At 37.9% G+C, this 17,152-nt stretch carries 11 protein-coding genes; 8 read left to right on the forward strand and 3 right to left on the reverse strand.

Annotation, left to right across the window (positions count from 1 at the left end):
• Position 1 precedes the first annotated feature (1 nt).
• The 7 genes from walK (at position 2) to rlmH (ending at position 7,406) form a co-directional block, all read left to right on the forward strand.
• Positions 2-1,867, forward strand: a complete 1,866-nt coding sequence (walK, locus tag ACZ11_RS00370) for a cell wall metabolism sensor histidine kinase WalK (protein WP_049662631.1) — start codon at positions 2-4, stop codon at positions 1,865-1,867.
• Positions 1,864-3,183, forward strand: coding sequence for a YycH family regulatory protein (locus tag ACZ11_RS00375; RefSeq protein ID WP_082172625.1), 1,320 nt, complete (start codon positions 1,864-1,866; stop codon positions 3,181-3,183). The genes walK and ACZ11_RS00375 overlap by 4 nt, the downstream gene beginning before the upstream one ends.
• Positions 3,170-3,997 carry a two-component system regulatory protein YycI gene (locus ACZ11_RS00380; protein ID WP_049662637.1) on the forward strand — a complete coding sequence of 276 codons (828 nt, stop codon included), beginning with the start codon at positions 3,170-3,172 and terminating at the stop codon, positions 3,995-3,997. Before ACZ11_RS00375 ends, ACZ11_RS00380 begins: the two co-directional genes overlap by 14 nt.
• Positions 3,997-4,785 carry an MBL fold metallo-hydrolase gene (locus tag ACZ11_RS00385; RefSeq protein WP_049662639.1) on the forward strand — a complete coding sequence of 263 codons (789 nt, stop codon included), beginning with the start codon at positions 3,997-3,999 and terminating at the stop codon, positions 4,783-4,785. Before ACZ11_RS00380 ends, ACZ11_RS00385 begins: the two co-directional genes overlap by 1 nt.
• A gap of 171 nt (positions 4,786-4,956) precedes the next feature.
• Positions 4,957-6,258 carry a S1C family serine protease gene (locus ACZ11_RS00390; protein ID WP_049662642.1) on the forward strand — a complete coding sequence of 434 codons (1,302 nt, stop codon included), beginning with the start codon at positions 4,957-4,959 and terminating at the stop codon, positions 6,256-6,258.
• 413 nt (positions 6,259-6,671) lie between these two features.
• A complete protein-coding gene (locus ACZ11_RS24790; protein ID WP_049662644.1) occupies positions 6,672-6,836 on the forward strand; it encodes a CxxH/CxxC protein in 165 nt (54 codons plus the stop codon).
• Between the two features lie 90 nt (positions 6,837-6,926).
• A complete protein-coding gene (gene rlmH / locus ACZ11_RS00400) occupies positions 6,927-7,406 on the forward strand; it encodes a 23S rRNA (pseudouridine(1915)-N(3))-methyltransferase RlmH (protein WP_049662646.1) in 480 nt (159 codons plus the stop codon).
• 518 nt (positions 7,407-7,924) lie between these two features.
• Here rlmH and ACZ11_RS24795 read toward each other — a convergent pair.
• Positions 7,925-9,282, reverse strand: a protein-coding gene (locus ACZ11_RS24795; RefSeq protein ID WP_134008815.1) for an IS3 family transposase whose coding sequence is annotated in 2 segments (ribosomal slippage) — positions 7,925-8,811 and positions 8,811-9,282 — 1,359 coding nt in all. Because the reading frame shifts where the segments join, the coding sequence is not laid out codon by codon here.
• A 471-nt stretch (positions 9,283-9,753) separates the two neighbouring features.
• Here ACZ11_RS24795 and ACZ11_RS00415 point away from each other — a divergent pair.
• On the forward strand, positions 9,754-10,269 hold the full coding sequence (locus ACZ11_RS00415; protein ID WP_049663462.1) for a hypothetical protein: 516 nt from the start codon (positions 9,754-9,756) through the stop codon (positions 10,267-10,269).
• 588 nt (positions 10,270-10,857) lie between these two features.
• On the opposite strand, the gene ACZ11_RS00420 is transcribed toward ACZ11_RS00415, so the two are convergent.
• Entirely contained in the window at positions 10,858-12,048 is a 1,191-nt protein-coding gene (locus ACZ11_RS00420) for an MFS transporter (protein WP_049662653.1), read from the reverse strand.
• Between the two features lie 312 nt (positions 12,049-12,360).
• Positions 12,361-17,106: a S8 family serine peptidase gene (locus ACZ11_RS00425; protein WP_049662655.1), complete on the reverse strand. Its 4,746-nt coding sequence runs from the start codon at positions 17,104-17,106 to the stop codon at positions 12,361-12,363.
• Positions 17,107-17,152 lie beyond the last annotated feature (46 nt).

Raw genomic sequence — 17,152 nt, forward strand, 5'->3', positions numbered from 1 at the left:
AATGCAGAAAGTAAGCTTTTTTAAATCAATTCATGTCAAGCTAGTACTAATTTATATTTTACTAATCTTGCTTGCTTTGCAAATAATAGGGATTTATTTTGCGAATGAATTAGAGCAAAATTTAAAAAGCAACTTCCGAGAATCCATTTTTCAACGTGTCGATTTGATGGAATATAGCATTCGTGAAGAGATGTTAAAAGAACGCGATGAAAGTATGCCATCTCTAGAAGAGAGCTTGAAAACGATTGTAATGGAGTTTTCCACGGGGTTAAAGGAAGTTTCTAATGGAGATATTTTAGGAATCCGTGTCATTGATAATAGACAGCGTATTCGCGCCACATCTGAGGTAGATAATCAAAGTTTGATTGGACAGCGCTCGAATAATGATCTCGTACGCCGTGCGATCTCTGCAGAAACATTATTTGAAAACATTAAACTTGATAATAAAACAAGAAATCGAGTGTGGGTGTTAGCTTCGCCAATTCGAGAAGGTGCAGGTCCTGATGATGAAATCATAGGGGTACTCTACATTGAAGCTAATATTGAATCTGTTTTTGAACAAGTGAATGACATTAACGGTATTTTCCTTGGTGGTACAGCAGTGTCCTTGGTGATTACTATCTTTTTAGGAATCTTAGTGGCACGAACAATTACACAGCCAATTGCAGATATGCGTAAGCAGGCACAGGCGATGGCAAAGGGTAACTATTCTCGAAAAGTACGGGTTTACGGTACAGATGAGATAGGGCAGCTTGCTATAACCTTTAATCATTTAACGAATCGTTTGCAGGAGGCGCAATCTACTACAGAGGCAGAGCGGCGAAAGCTCGATTCGGTCCTTAGTAATATGACCGATGGTGTTATTGCAACAGATCGAAAAGGGCGCATCATTCTTATTAATGACCCCGCACTAGAGCTGCTGCATATTTCAAGAGATATTACATTAGGTCGTCCGATTGCATCTGTTTTAGGTATTGACCAAGAGTATAGTTTTGAGGATTTAATTCACATGAATGATGCGGTGAATTTAAATTTCAGTACAGCAGACGCACCGTATATTTTACGTGCGAATTTCTCTGTTATTCAAAAAGAAACGGGCTTTATTAATGGTCTAATTACCGTACTGCACGATATTACGGAACAAGAAAAAATAGAGATGGATCGCAGGGAATTTGTTTCAAATGTGTCCCATGAATTAAGAACACCATTAACGACAATGCGCAGTTATTTAGAGGCGTTAGCAGATGGTGCATGGAAAGATGAAAATATTGCTCCAACATTTTTGAATGTCACACAAACAGAGACAGAGCGTATGATCCGCTTAGTGAATGACTTATTGCAGTTATCACGAATGGATAGTTCAGATTATGAACTGAATCAAGATATTGTTCTATTTAATTCATTCTTTAACCGTATTATCGATCGTTTTGAAATGTCTAAGTCAGACAAAGTGATGTTTGAACGTTTATTCCCTGAGGCATCTTATTATGTAGAAATCGATACGGATAAAGTGACACAAGTTATCGATAATATCATTTCCAATGCTATTAAGTATTCACCTGATGGAGGTAATATTCGCTTTGGCTTTACAGCGCGAGAAGATATGCTGAAGGTTATGATTTCCGATGATGGTATGGGAATTCCTAAGGAAAATGTGGGACGTATTTTTGAGCGTTTCTATCGAGTAGATCGCGCCCGAGCTCGATCTATGGGAGGCACTGGTCTAGGATTAGCTATTGCCAGGGAAATGATTGAAGCTCATGGAGGTAAAATATGGGCCGAAAGTGAAGAAGGACATGGAACAACGGTTTTCTTCACATTACCACTTAATTTAGATGATTTTGACGAGGCAGGTGAGTGGGAATGAAATATATAGAACCAGTAAAATCAGTTGTTTTATTCCTACTTGTTATGCTAAGTGTGGTTTTAACCTTTATGATTTGGACATACACGCCAGATTATAAATTTATTGAACAGACTGAAGGAAAAGAAATTCTAATTGGACCACAAAAAGAAATGAAGGATGTAATTCGTCCTTATAAAGCTATTTATCGTTTTGATAAGGAATTTACCGGAACAGTATCTAATAGCGCAATGGTAGATATTATGGAGGCATTTCAAGGATGGAATATCCTAGATTTAATGCCCGTTGACAATAATCTTAAGGCCGACTCTGTAAATGAGATGATTCGTACTAATAATAGTATGACTGTCTTTTTTCCTGGTGAAATTCCTTACTCTGCTTTTAACACAATTTTTCAGTTCGCCGATAAGGAATTACCTGAAACAACCTTTAATCGTATGATTATAGATTGGAGTAAGTATAATAACAAAGAGTTACAAGTGTTTTTCCTTAGTGGTAATAATGAATTATTAATGCGTTCACATGTAAGTCTAGAAAATGCTAATCAATTTGTAAGAAATATTATAGAGCCAGCGAAAACATATAGCACTTTTAAAGAAGTGGAACGAGATGGCTTTATCTCACTATATATTGCAAACGATAAAATTGAATCAGCAAAATATACGTATTTTATCGAAGAGAAACCTGAATTATTTAAAGATGTGTTATTTACGAATCTAAACAATGTCGTGCGTACTGATGAAAGTGCAACTACTGAAAAATATCACGATGGAATGTCACGGATGGTGATTGATTCGAAAGCGAAATCATTGACCTATGTATATCCAGCTGCAGAAAGTAGTGTAAGAATAGAGCCTTCCAAGCTCTTTACGGATAGCTTTGAATTTATCAATGAACACGGAGGTTTTACAGATGATTATCGCTTAGTATCATCAAGTACAAGCAATAATCAATTGGATTATCAGCTATATTTACATGGATTACCGATATATAGTGATCAGGCTATAAACCGAATTACAACCGTTTGGGGAGATAACCGTATTTTCCGCTACAAACGTCCATATTTTTCTTTTGAGAAAGATATTACATCTGAAAAAGAGATGAAGGAACTTCCGTCAGGATCGGAAATCGTTGAAAAGATTAAAAAGCTAAATAACATTGATTTATCAGATATAGATGATATTGTTGTGGGTTTCTATTTAACTTATGATCAAAGCACAATAGTGACATTAGAGCCATGCTGGTTTGTTATTCGCAACGGTATATCGACAAAACTGACGCCTGACATATTAGGGGGTGTCAAAAATGGATTGGAATAGAACAAAATCTATTTTTATATTCGTTTTTTTAATCTTAAATATCTTCTTGTATTGGATGTATTTAAATCGCTATAATGAAGCGCAGAGCGTAGAAATACTAGGTGAAAAAACAATAGAAGCCCGTTTAAAAGATGATAATATTACGTATGGACCACTGCCGAATAGTAATGATTCTGCTACTTACATTACAGGCAAAGTGCATATTTTTAAAAATACTGTTTCCGATGACAATCAGCAAGTAAGATTCACTGATGAGACACATGCACATATACGTGTTAATTTTATTAACCCTGTAAAATTACGAAATATTAACGATGATACAAGTTTTACTGATTTTGTCCATGCAAACGTTAGAGAGGGAGACTCTTATGCATTATGGAAGGTAGATCGTGAGGAAAGGGTCGCAGTCTTCTTTCAAAAGAAAAATAATCGAATGTTCTATTACAATGATAGTGCCGTATTAAAAGTACAGTGGAATTTAGATAACGAAGTGACAATGTATGAGCAGACAATGATTGATAATATCGAAGAGATGGAGCAACAGGAAACGGTCATACCACCACTTCAAATTTTCCAGACACTTTATAATAAAGGGCTATTAAAATCAGAATCGCGTATTAAGCAAGTGAAGTTAGGTTACTCGACATTTAGTAATTTAACGCAAACACAAGTGTTGATACCAACGTGGGAAGTACAAGTGGAATTATCGGACGGAGAAATAGAAGAGTATTTCGTTGATGCTATTGATGGAAAAATTATTGAAATCCAAGGAGACAAGCAAGAGGCTGAAGAGGAAGACTGGGGAGTTGAATAATGCGATTTAGTGTTTTAGCAAGTGGCAGTACAGGAAATTCGATTTATGTAGAGAACGATGATCATGCATTTATTGTCGATGCAGGTCTTAGTGGCAAAAAGATGGAGCAACTATTTACAAAAGTCGATCGCAATATGAAACAGCTAAGTGGCATTTTCGTTACACATGAGCATAGTGATCATATTAAAGGAATAGGTGTATTGGCACGAAAATATAATGTACCTGTTTATGCTAACGCCAAAACGTGGCAGGCGATGGACGGGCTAGTCGGTGATATACCTTTAGAGCAACGTTTTGAATTTGACATGGATACTGTAAAGCATTTTGGTTCATTGGCTGTTGAATCTTTTGCTGTATCACATGATGCAGCAGATCCAATGTTTTATAGCTTTCATGAAAATGGACGTAAGCTTGTTGTTATTACGGATACAGGCTATGTTAGCGACCGTATGAAGGGGATCATTCGAGGTGCGGATTCCTTTGTATTTGAAAGTAACCATGATGTGAATATGCTGCAAATGGGGCGCTACCCATGGTCTATCAAACGTCGTATTTTAAGTGATGTAGGGCATGTTTCAAATGAGGATGCAGCTATAGCAATGAGTGAGGTAGTATTTGAAAAACCAACAAATATTTATTTATCACATTTAAGTATGGATAATAACATGAAAGAGCTTGCGCGCATGAGTGTCACACAAACTTTGCAATCTTGCGGCATTATAGCCGGAGAGTATTTAAATTTATTTGATACAGATGCAGAAGAGCCGACGAAATTAGTTACAGTTTAATGATAATAAAAAAATGAACCTTTAAGAGGCTGTTCAATGACATTTTATAGAAAATGCATTGAGCAGCCATTTTTATGTCCATTTTATTTATTTTTCATCTGATTTTAATGTTTGAATTGTAATATTAGGGTAACAACTAGCAAATACTAATAAGGGAAAGGATGAGGACATATGAGCTATTTTCAAGATGATGATAAAAACAATGACTCTCTAAAAAATGATGAAATACAAAAATCACCTCTTCAGGAGCGACTCGAACAAGAGGAGCGAGAAACGCAAGAGAAACGTCAAAAAAGGAAAGGCGGTGGCGGAGGTAAAGGTGGTTATTTATTTACCGGTTTTATCGGCGTCATCATAGGCGCTTTACTCGTTTGGCTCATGATGCCTGGACTTGTCAATCAAATGCCTGGTACAACGACAAGTAGCGCAGGGAATAAAAATAATACAACCATTAATCAAGTTGCAACAGAAGTGACAACTGATGTTACGAAAGCAGTAGATAAGGCTTCAGATGCTGTTGTAGGGATTACAAATATTCAAGAAGTGTCTAGTGGCGGATTCTGGAGTCCACAATCCACATCAGAACAGCCTGCTGGAAGCGGTTCAGGTGTTATTTATAAAGTTCAAGGTGATAAAGCCTTTATCGTGACAAATAACCATGTTATTGAAGGTGCAAAACAGTTAGAAGTAACAATGCCAGATGGAACGAAAGAAGTAGCACAATTAGTTGGTCATGATGTTTGGACAGACTTAGCGGTCATTTCAATCAGCTCTAAAAATGTTAAGACAGTAGCGACATTTGGTAACTCAGATGTATTAAAACAAGGTGAAACAGTAATTGCGATTGGTAACCCACTGGGCTTAGAATTCTATGGTTCTGTTACTACAGGTGTTGTTTCTGGTAAGGATCGTTCTGTACCAGTTGACATAAACGGTGATGGCACTTCAGATTGGCAGCAAGAAGTATTACAAACAGACGCAGCTATCAATCCTGGTAATAGTGGTGGTGCACTTGTAAACATTGCTGGTGAATTAGTCGGCATTAACTCCATGAAAATTGCGGAATCTTCAGTTGAGGGGTTAGGCTTCTCGATTCCGATTAACTCAGCAATTCCAATTATCGAGGAATTAGAGGCAAATGGTGAAATGAAACGTCCAACAATGGGTGTTTCGTTAGTAGACTTAACGGATGTTCCGGCATTCTACCAACAACAAACATTAAAATTGCCAAAAGATTTAACAACAGGTGTTGTTATTACAGATGTTGTGGGGAACTCTCCAGCTTCAAAAGCAGGCGTTCAACAATACGATGTAATTGTTGAAATGGATGGCAAAAAAATCGAAACAGCAATCGATTTACGCAAACATTTATATAACAACAAAAAAATTGGTGATAAATTAACGTTGAAAGTATACCGCCAAGGTAAATTAGTGGATCTATCACTAACATTAACAAATAGCGATTCGTTGTAAATTAAAAATCAGTGGAGATAATATGATCTCCACTGATTTTTTCCATGTTGTTGAGTCAATGAAATTAAGGTGTCATATTAAAGTATGCTCTTCAGCGAAACGAGAGGTTGATTTCCGTTCCGACTGGGCGCGTAGGCTGAAATGAAAATTGCCCTCGCTACAAAGAATTTCTTGATCGTTTTTTTGTGAACAGAAATATGTTTGAAAGAAAAGCCAATTGAATTATTAAGAATGATTTAGAAAATATTGTGGATAACTAGAAAATTGTGAATAATAACATATACATGGCGAGAGGCGGTAGAAAGCCTATTCTTCCATACTCGCCCGTCCTTTGTTACAATAGAGTGTGGATAACATAGACCGAATTGTGAATAAGTTTGTGGAAATTTCGGAAAATAAGAAGAGGTGCAAAAATGGAAAAATACAGTTGTGAAAACCATATAGAACACGCTTTAGACATGTTTGTGGCAGAGCAAAAAGAGTTCCCAATTATGGATAAAATCGAAGAGGATAAAAAGTTATCCACAAAATGTAGCTACTGCGAACGACCTGCAGAATATCTTGTATCAAGTAAATAACTTTACACAAGATATAGGAATCGCTTGTGGATATGTTGATAACTTTTGTGGATAATTTGTTTGTAAATGAATTGTAAAGGTGGATAACGTGTGAATATAACGATTGTATCAGTCGGAAAACTAAAAGAAAAGTACTTAAAAATGGGAATAGATGAATACGTAAAACGTCTTGGTGGCTACGCAAAAATGGATTTAATCGAAGTACCAGATGAAAAAGCACCCGAGCAGCTAAGCGAAGCAGAAATGGAAATCGTGAAGAAAAAAGAGGGTGAACGTATTCTATCTAAAATCGGCCCAGATACATACGTTATCGCCCTAGCCATTAACGGCAAAATGAAAACCTCTGAACAAATGTCGGCAGATCTTGAATCCCTCATGACCTACGGCAAAAGTAAAATTGCGTTCGTCATCGGCGGCTCCCTCGGTTTACACGATGATGTATTGAAACGAGCTGATGAGCTACAATCCTTTGGAAAGATGACATTACCGCATCAGCTAATGAAGCTTGTTTTGGTAGAGCAGGTTTATAGAAGTTTTAGGATTATGAAGGGTGAACCGTATCATAAGTAAGTGCGGTTTAAAAAAAGACCATTTAGGACGTTGAATTTGCAACGTCTTAGGTGGTTTTAATTTATTGAGTAAGAAAATATAAATTTCCGCAGAAGGTAACATTGAAAATGCTATTATTTACGTTTATGGCAAAGCGCTTTTGTTTATGATTTTAATTGATAGCCCCAAAAAATTTCATGGAAACAAAAAAGGCAACATCTCACAAGGAGATGCTGCGGTAGAATTCTTTGTTCCTGAAGAACTCTAATGGGTTTGGCACCCAATAACGCTAATTTGTTCAATCTAAAATTACCATTATTCGGTGTCAACAATTGTTGTTTACTACTTATATAATATAGCATAGCAACCTGTGATATGTTAATTAATTATGTATTCTGTGTATACGTTACACAGAATACATAAAACTGAGGACACATTCGATTTATATTTAAGCGTTGTATAAAAATCGCACTTAAGCCTATTACGGTGAACCGTATCATAAGTGAAGTGACCCCTAAAAGTTAGACACGGTTATTTCATTAGGCAGCTTGGGTAAAATGAGTTCGGTATTGTACCGGACTCGTTTTTAATTTTGCCTTGATCCGTTTCGTATTATAGTAATTTATATATTTTTCTAATTCTATTTTAAAATGCTCTATACTTTCAAATTCTCTCATGTAAAGGAATTCAGATTTCATAATTCCAAAGAAATTCTCCATGACAGAGTTGTCGTAACAGTTTCCTTTACGAGACATACTTTGAACAATCCCTCTTGATTCTAAGGCGCGACGATATTTATTCATTTGATAATGCCAGCCTTGATCGGAATGCATGAGTAACTGGTGGTGCTCAGGTAAACGTTCGAACGCTTTGTCCAACATATCTGAAACAAGTGAATAGGTTGGTCTAGAGCCAATTGTATACGTGATAATTTCCCCGTTAAATAAATCTAAAACTGGCGATAAATAAAGTTTCTCACCGAACAATTTAAATTCTGTAATGTCTGTTACCCATTTTTCATTTGGGGCATCTGCTTTAAAATTGCGGTCTAAAATATTTGGCGCAATTTTACCAACGTTTCCTTTATAGGATTTATATTTTTTCATACGTACAACACACTTTAAACCCAGTTCTTTCATGATACGTTGCACTTTTTTATGATTCACTTTTTGCCCACGATTCGCTAGCTCGTCACGAATACGGCGATAGCCATAACGCCCTTCATGTTCTTCATAAATCGCCTTAATTTCCTCTTTTAAATCGGCATCTAAATCTGGTCGATTCATACGTTTTACTAAATCATAGTACGTACTTCGTGGAATGCCAGCGAATTTTACGAGTGCTTTCACCGGATATTTATGCCTTAATTCATAGACTACTTGCGCTTTGTCCTGTTTGGTGATTTTTCTTTGTTTTGAACTAAGGCATTCAACTTTTTTAAATACTCATTTTCCATTTCTAGTTGTTTAATACGTGCTTCAAGTGCTTCGGTAGAGCCTTCAACTGGTGCTTGTTTCGATTGTTTATTAAATTCTTTTTTCATGGATGGACGCCCCTTTTTCTTTGATTGAAGGGCATCTAATCCTTGAATTTCATATTGCTTTCTCCAAACACTAATTGTTGAAGGGGCAGGTATCTTAAAAATCGCTGCCGTTTCGTTTAAGGACGTACCATTTTCAATCATAAAATTTAGTACATCCATTTTAAACTCTAGTGTGTAATTTGTATATGGCTGAATAAAAGCTTCAACACCATTGTATTCATATTGCTTAACCCATTTAAGGATTGCTTTATTATCAGTCTCCATAGATTTAGCTATATCATAGGAACTTTCCTTTCCATTTAAGTAACGCTCAACAGCTTGTAATTTATCTTTGGCAGTATATTTTTTGACCATACAAAAACTGCACCTCCAATTGTTAGATGTGTCTAACAATTGGGGCGCAGTTCATAAGTAAGTGAGGTTTTTTTGAAAAATAGTACAGCACCTCCTCAAATAGTGGAATAAGTGTTTTTTTGTTGTTTGGCCGTATAAAAAGAATGAACTCCTTATGAGAACAGAATAGTGGTAAAGCAGAGAATAGAAGTTCCTCTGGATAGCAAGGTTCTATTGGAGCGATACGTGAACAATTTATTGGATAATGCGGTTAGACATACACCTCGCCAAGGGTAGATTTTTGTAGAATGCTATACACAAAGATATTATCCAAATAATACTTTAGCTAAATTAATGTATTTGACTAAATCTAAATTTCTTCTTCGAATAAGATATATTATTCTAAATCGAAAAGAAGGTGGTATAATGTCAAACCAACGAGGTCATAAAGATAGTAATGATGGGTCTAATTCCAAGGAAATACAAAGCGGTATGGAAAGTAAAAATGAAAAAGTAAGGATTATTGTAAAAAAAGATGGAGAAGAAATTAGGACTGATGCTCCTGTATCGGATAAGTTAAAGGTTGTAATTGTTATAAATAATCAGTTCACTAGTGCACCTAATACCACGCAAATTGCAAGTGGGGCAGGAAGAAATAGTGCAGCTGGTAGTAATGCTGCAATAGATTCCTCGAATACCGATCAACAGCAAAGTGTGGGAGCACAAGGGGTGGCTAGAAATAGCGGTATGAAGGGGGAGCAGACTGAACCTCACGAACAGCATGAAGACTGGGATGGTGATGAAGAAATTGTTATCATCATCAATAATCAGATAAATCAGGGTCAAAAACAGTCGTCAGCTACTCAGATAGCAAGCGGAAGCGGTTTAGATAGTACGGGAGGAACTAATTCAGCCATAGGAAGTTCTAATACGAAGCAGCAGCATGCGGTTGGTGGAGGCGGTCGTGCAATAAATAAGGGTGAGAATGGTGATCAAGAGGAAAAGTAACAATTCATTGTAAAAGTTAAAAAGGATTAAAATATAATTATCTACGTAAACTAAAAGAGAATTGATCCCATAGCTTATAGATAGTTAAGAATCAGTTTTTTATTTAATCAGAAGGATAATATCTGGGCCATATCATATTTCTAGTTTTTTAGACTCGGCAGTAAAGTTAACCATTGAAAGAATGGGTAGCAAATATTTATTCGCCTTTTTCATAGAATGAATATTCTATAGTTTTTACCTATAGGAAACGTAAATGCTGTTCTATCTCTCTTTTTAGATGATAGTAAAGCAGCGACTAATAGCGAATAGCTGACATGCGTGGGGCCAGAATAATGTATGAGTACATTTGATCGAAAACCTCATTTATTTACGTTACGGTGAACCGTATCATAAATAAGTGAGTTTTTTTAAACAGGCACATTCGCTTCATGCGAATGTGCCTGTTTTTACTAAAGTATATGTTGCAACTAAGTAAGTCACTTTAACTGGCAACGGTTTCTGAAAATTTCATCTCCATCAGCCGAAATATTTAAGCCGGTAGCAATGATCGATGTAGAATAAATTTAACTTCTGTGTAATTGCTCAATTCTATTCTGATGTCTTTTGTTTTTGGTCTAAATGATGACTAAAGAAAGTTAGCAGACTTGCACAGACTGCAACTATCCCACCGACCCAAGTTACATTCATTAAATCTCCTTGATGGTACACAATTCCTCCTAACGCAGAACCAAAAGCGATACCTACGTTGCTTGCCACTGGCATTAGTGAAGCGGCGAGTCCTGTAGCTTTTGGCTGATAAATTTCTGCGAGGTCAATTAAATATAGCTGAGTAGATGTTGTTAAGAGGATAGCCATTAACGACATTAATCCAATATTTATTAATCCTAAAACAAAATGATTTGTAGTCCAAAATAAACTTATCAGAACAACTGCTTGCACGAGAAAAACAAACCGAAGGCGACCGATTGCATTGTGGCTAGCAATTTTACCAGCGAGGATGTTGCTGAAAATCGAAATAAACCCATAACAAAATAAGATTATACTAATTGAATTATTTGGTGCTCCTATTTCTTTTAAGATTGGTACAAGGTACGTAAAGACTGCATAAGTTGCGCCAAATCCGAGTGCAGGAATGAAAAAAGCCATCAATATACGTGGCTTGGTCAATAAAGAAAACTGATCACGTATCGAGCTGCGTACTTGGCTGAGTCTATGAGGTAAGACAAAAAAGGATGCTAAAAACGCCAATCCTCCTAGGAAAGTGGTTAACATGAAAGTGGCATTCCAGCCGTACTCTTCGGCGATCACAATACCAATTGGCACTCCAACGACATTTGCAAGTGTGAAACCACCGAAAACGAATGAAATAGCAAGTCCACGTTTTTTAATCGGCATGGTTTCACTTGCTACAATCATGGCTAGAGAGATTAAAACTCCTGTTACAATCGCTGTCATAATCCGAAGTGCAAGGAGCATGATATAGCTCGTCGAAATTACGCACAAAGCATTTAGGACGATGAAAGATCCTATCAAAAACAACATCCATTTTCGCTTTGGAAAATGACTTGTTGCTGACATCACTAGTGGTGTAGCTATGGCAAACGTAATTGCAAACGCAGAAACGAGTGTGCCTGCTTTTACATTAGTCATATGAAGGCTTGAAGAAATATCTGTTAAGATTCCGACAATAACAAATTCACTTGTCCCGAGAACAAATGTTAATAAAGAAAGTGTTAAGATAAGCAACCAATGTTGCTTGGATAATTTTGTGGAGTGCATAAATACCTCTTTCTTAGATGAATGTAAATGTGTGACATAGTAAATACACAACCTTAACATCATACCAAGAATATATTTGCCTGAAAAACCTTATCTTAGTCAAGTAGAGAATAATGGATCTCCGGAATCGACAAGGATGCAGAGTTAGCACAAGACCATTTAAAAAAGCGCACTTCAGATAAAGAGGAACTGATTTGTATCAAATATGGCAAGAAAATCAGCAAGGAGATAATCTTTTAAAGGGATTGCTTTATAATAAATAAAAAAAAGAGAAATTGCGTTGTGCAATTTCTCTTTTTGTTTGAACTGAAATTAATTATAAATCATCTTCGGTAACTTCATTATTATTTCATTGCCATTGCCATTGCCGTTGCCATTACCGTTGCCATTACCGTTGCCATTACCGTTGCCATTACCGTTGCCATTGCCATTGCCATTACCGTTGCCATTACCGTTGCCGTTGCCGTTGCCATTACCATTACCATTGCCATTGCCATTGCCATTGCCATTGCCATTGCCATTGCCATTGCCATTGCCATTGCCATTGCCATTGCCATTGCCATTGCCATTGCCATTGCCATTGCCATTGCCATTGCCATTGCCATTGCCATTGCCATTGCCATTGCCATTGCCATTGCCATTGCCATTGCCATTGCCATTGCCATTGCCATTGCCATTGCCATTGCCATTGCCATTGCCATTGCCATTGCCATTGCCATTGCCATTGCCATTGCCATTGCCATTGCCATTGCCATTGCCATTGCCATTGCCATTGCCATTGCCATTGCCATTGCCATTGCCATTGCCATTGCCATTGCCATTGCCATTGCCATTGCCATTGCCATTGCCATTGCCATTGCCATTGCCATTGCCATTGCCATTGCCATTGCCATTGCCATTGCCATTGCCATTGCCATTGCCATTGCCATTGCCATTGCCATTGCCATTGCCATTGCCATTGCCATTGCCATTGCCATTGCCATTGCCATTGCCATTGCCATTGCCATTGCCATTGCCATTGCCATTGCCATTGCCATTGCCATTGCCATTGCCATTGCCATTGCCATTGCCATTGCCATTGCCATTGCCATTGCCATTGCCATTGCCATTGCCATTGCCATTGCCATTGCCATTGCCATTGCCATTGCCATTGCCATTGCCATTGCCATTGCCATTGCCATTGCCATTGCCATTGCCATTGCCATTGCCATTGCCATTGCCATTGCCATTGCCATTGCCATTGCCATTACCATTGCCATTGCCATTACCGTTGCCATTACCGTTGCCGTTGCCGTTACCGTTGCCGTTGCCATTGCCATTGCCATTGCCATTGCCATTGCCATTGCCATTGCCGTTGCCATTGCCATTGCCATTGCCGTTGCCATTGCCATTGCCGTTGCCGTTGCCATTGCCATTGCCGTTGCCGTTGCCATTGCCATTGTCATTACCTGGCTTTACAACCAACACATCAAATGTTAGTGTGTGCTTACCATACGTTACCGTAACCGTTGTGTTACCTTGACCTCTTCCTTTTACAGCCCCTGCTTTTACAGTAGCTATTTTATCATTCGCCACTTCGTAGGTTGCAAGCTTTGTAACATCTTTTTCTGTTGTTTTACCATCAAAAGTAGTTACTTCAGTAATCTTAACTGTAACTTCTTTACCTATTCCAGTTTCAACCTGAGCTTGGTCAATTTCTAGTGTTACTTTTGGTTCTTCTATAACAGGTGCTTTAACTGTAACATTCATAGTAACTTCATTATCACCGTATGAAATAGTAATTGGAGTCGTGCCCTCACCTACTGCAGTTACTAATCCATTTACTATTGTTGCAACATTTTTATCTCCAACAACATAAGTAGCTTTTGAAGTTACGTCTTTCTCTGTTTCCTCACCTTCTGCAGGCGTTGCCGTTTCTGTTACCGTAATTTGTGCAGTCTCTCCAGTTGTTAGGTCTAGCTTAGTTGGATTTACAGAAAGTGCTACTACTGGTTCTACTACTTCTTTTTCATATATCTTCGCTTCACCAACATTCCCTGCAGCATCTTTAATTATTACTGATACAGCATTTGTTTCTGCTGTTACTGGGAATGTGAAGCTACCATCTTGATTTAATTCAAAAGCAACTGGCGCTTGTACTTTGCCATTTACCGTCGAAACATAGGAAGCTTTTAATTTATCATTTAAATTGTAATCTAAATCATATAAATATAACTCTTCATTGTAGTCGATATACTTATCTGTTACCTGTCCTGTAGCGACACCTTTAGCTACTGAACCAGTAATTTCTGGTTTAGTCGTTTTCACGACAATTGGTCCAACATAATCGGAAACTTCTCCTGATGCTGCAAGACCAGTGAAGTCAATTGTATACAGACCATCTGGAATTGTTGTGGCAGGTGCTGTTCCCCATGGCTTGTACTGCCCACCAACCTTCAGCGTATAAGAGCCTTTTGCTAGTGCAGTACCTGCATGAAGATAGCCAATGTAGCCGTCTCCGTATTCTCCACCTTCAGGATTCATAATATCCCAAAGCTCGATATAGTTAGTTGTTACATCTCCAGTTAATGTAAATGAAAGTACAGCTGAGTCTTTCACTCCATCTCCGTTAAAGGATAGGTCTGTTTCTGTAATCTTAAAATCTTTGATTGCAGTTGCTGCTGCGCTGCCAAAGTCAGCTGCGAATGGCAATGAGATTTCTGTATCTCCACCGCTGATGTAAATATACCCTAGTATTTCAGAGCCGTTTGGTGCAGTAGCTTTTGAAGCAGTTAATGTAATATTTAAAACTTGCTCACCATCTAGATTAAATGTCGGCTTATCTACTGTAACAGTTGCATCACCAAATGTTTTTGTCACATCAATTGATACGTTATAATTGCCGCCGTTCCCTTTAATATCTTTTACTAAAACTTGTTTCGTTACAGAAATATCTCGGTCTTTAAGCGATTGTGGACCGAAAGTAACTGTACCTTTCAAGTTTTCTGTAACTGCACCAGTTGCATCTAAAATTGCGCTATCAAGTGCATAAGCAAGAATTTCCGGATGAGCTGCCGCATAAGCATCTACTCGCCCTGCACCTTGAGAAAACACATCGTATTTTGTTTTATCTATAACCTTTGCTGTATTAGAAAGCGCCACTTTTACATCGAACGCATTCCAATTCGGATTTGCTTGTTTAACTAATGCAGCAATACCTGCAATATGCGGTGTTGCCATAGAAGTTCCTGTTTTACGGCCATATGCTTCCCCATAATCTGCATCAGGGAAATCTTTTTTATACATTGGAATCGTTGACATAATGTTTGTTCCAGGTGCACTTACATCTGGTTTAATATCAAAGTTTGGTGTAGATGGTCCACGTGAACTTGAATCGTTTACATCATCTCCCAGTGTCTTTGTGGAAGCAAATTTACTAAAACTTACTTTTCCGGCTCCGCCTGCTAATGCAGCGCGAATTGCAGCGCCATCCGTTTGGGACATATCAAATGTTGGCAGATACTCAAATGCATCACCAAGGAATGTGCCTGAAATGTTCGGGGCATTCGTTCCACCAGCAAAGTTATGAATAATTGTTGCGACTGCTCCTTTTGCCTTTGCATTCGCAATTTTATCAACGAATGCGATACTACCACGAGAAATCAATGCCACTTTACCTTTTACATCAATTCCTTCAAAGTCTTTTACTTCCCCGTTTCCAGGAACAGCAACTAGGTCAAATTCTCCTTGAAGCTGTGTCGCTATATCTTTTCCAAAAGTAGTTCCCATTAATGGAAGCTGTTTTGTTAAGTTGTAGTTGCCAACCTTAACATTCACTTCCCCGTTATACATTGTTTCAGGATTTGTTGTGTTACCAACAGCAATTCCTAAACGAGCGGTTGCAGGCGTACCCATCGTTCCGCGATTCGGACCCTCATTCCCTGTTGCAACTACTCCGATTGTTCCAGCCATCATTGCATTATTAATAGCAAATGAACCAGCATCCGTTTCAGAGTTAGCTCCCCCGCCAAGTGAAAGGTTGATAACGTCCATTTTTTCTTTTACAGCAGTTTCAATTGCTTTGACAATACCAGATGTAGCTCCACTTCCGTACGCCCCAAGAACTCGATAAGCATAAAGGTCTACTTTTGGAGCAATTCCTTTAATACCGAATTTGTTAGCTCCGATTGCTGCAATTGTTCCAGCAACATGTGTACCGTGAGAAGTATAGAACGCACTACCCTTTTCATTAAATTCAGGTGTCCCGGCTGGGCGCTCCGAAGGCGATGTTTCCGATGCATCGTCATCTTTTCGAGGCTTCGTATAAGTTGCTGAGTTCGGAATAAAGTTTTTTCCACCTTTGTAAACTCCAGCGAACTCAGGGTGATCTACATCAATACCAGTATCTAATACTGCTACTTTTACTCCTTGTCCTTCAAGTCCTTCCTTCCAAAGCTGTTCAATGCCAAGGAAAGAATTACTTGTATTCATTTGAGCTTCTAATTGATCTTCCTTAATAAGTTCCGATGATTTCATTGTATTATCTTCTGATGCGGAAACAATTGCATCAGGTTCGATTAATGTAATTCCTTCTACTGTAAGCAGTTTCGGGAGATCATTTGCTTTCACAGTTGCCGCAAAACCGTTTAAAACAGTATCAAATGTGTATCCTTGAGTCATCTGAACATTTTTAGCAGCTAACTCTTCTTTAACTTCTGCTTGTTGTTCTTTTACATTTGAACGAACTTCATTTTCTTGGGCTTTAGAGAATTCTTCGCCTTTAACTAGGCTCATTCCTTCCTCTAGTGCCACAGGCTTTTCAGATAAGTGAACGATGACTGCAACTTTTTGATTGCCTGATACATTTTGTAAGCTTTCGTGAAGAGTTGGCCCATCTTTAGACAAGCTTAGCTGTTCAGCAATAGCCGCCTTTAGTTGAATTATACTTTCACTTTGACCATCCTGCTTGAATGGCTTCGATTCTTTAGCACTAGCACTCGACAATGGAACCAATAGATAAAGCACCATAACGAAAGCTAGAATACTACTTAAGAACTTCGTAAACTTAAAATTTTTCAAATCTCATTTCCCCTTCCACCTTTAATTGTCACACTTTTCAGTTTAG

The sequence above is a fragment of the Lysinibacillus xylanilyticus genome (assembly GCF_001183605.1).
In the GTDB taxonomy this organism is placed as follows: domain Bacteria; phylum Bacillota; class Bacilli; order Bacillales_A; family Planococcaceae; genus Lysinibacillus; species Lysinibacillus xylanilyticus.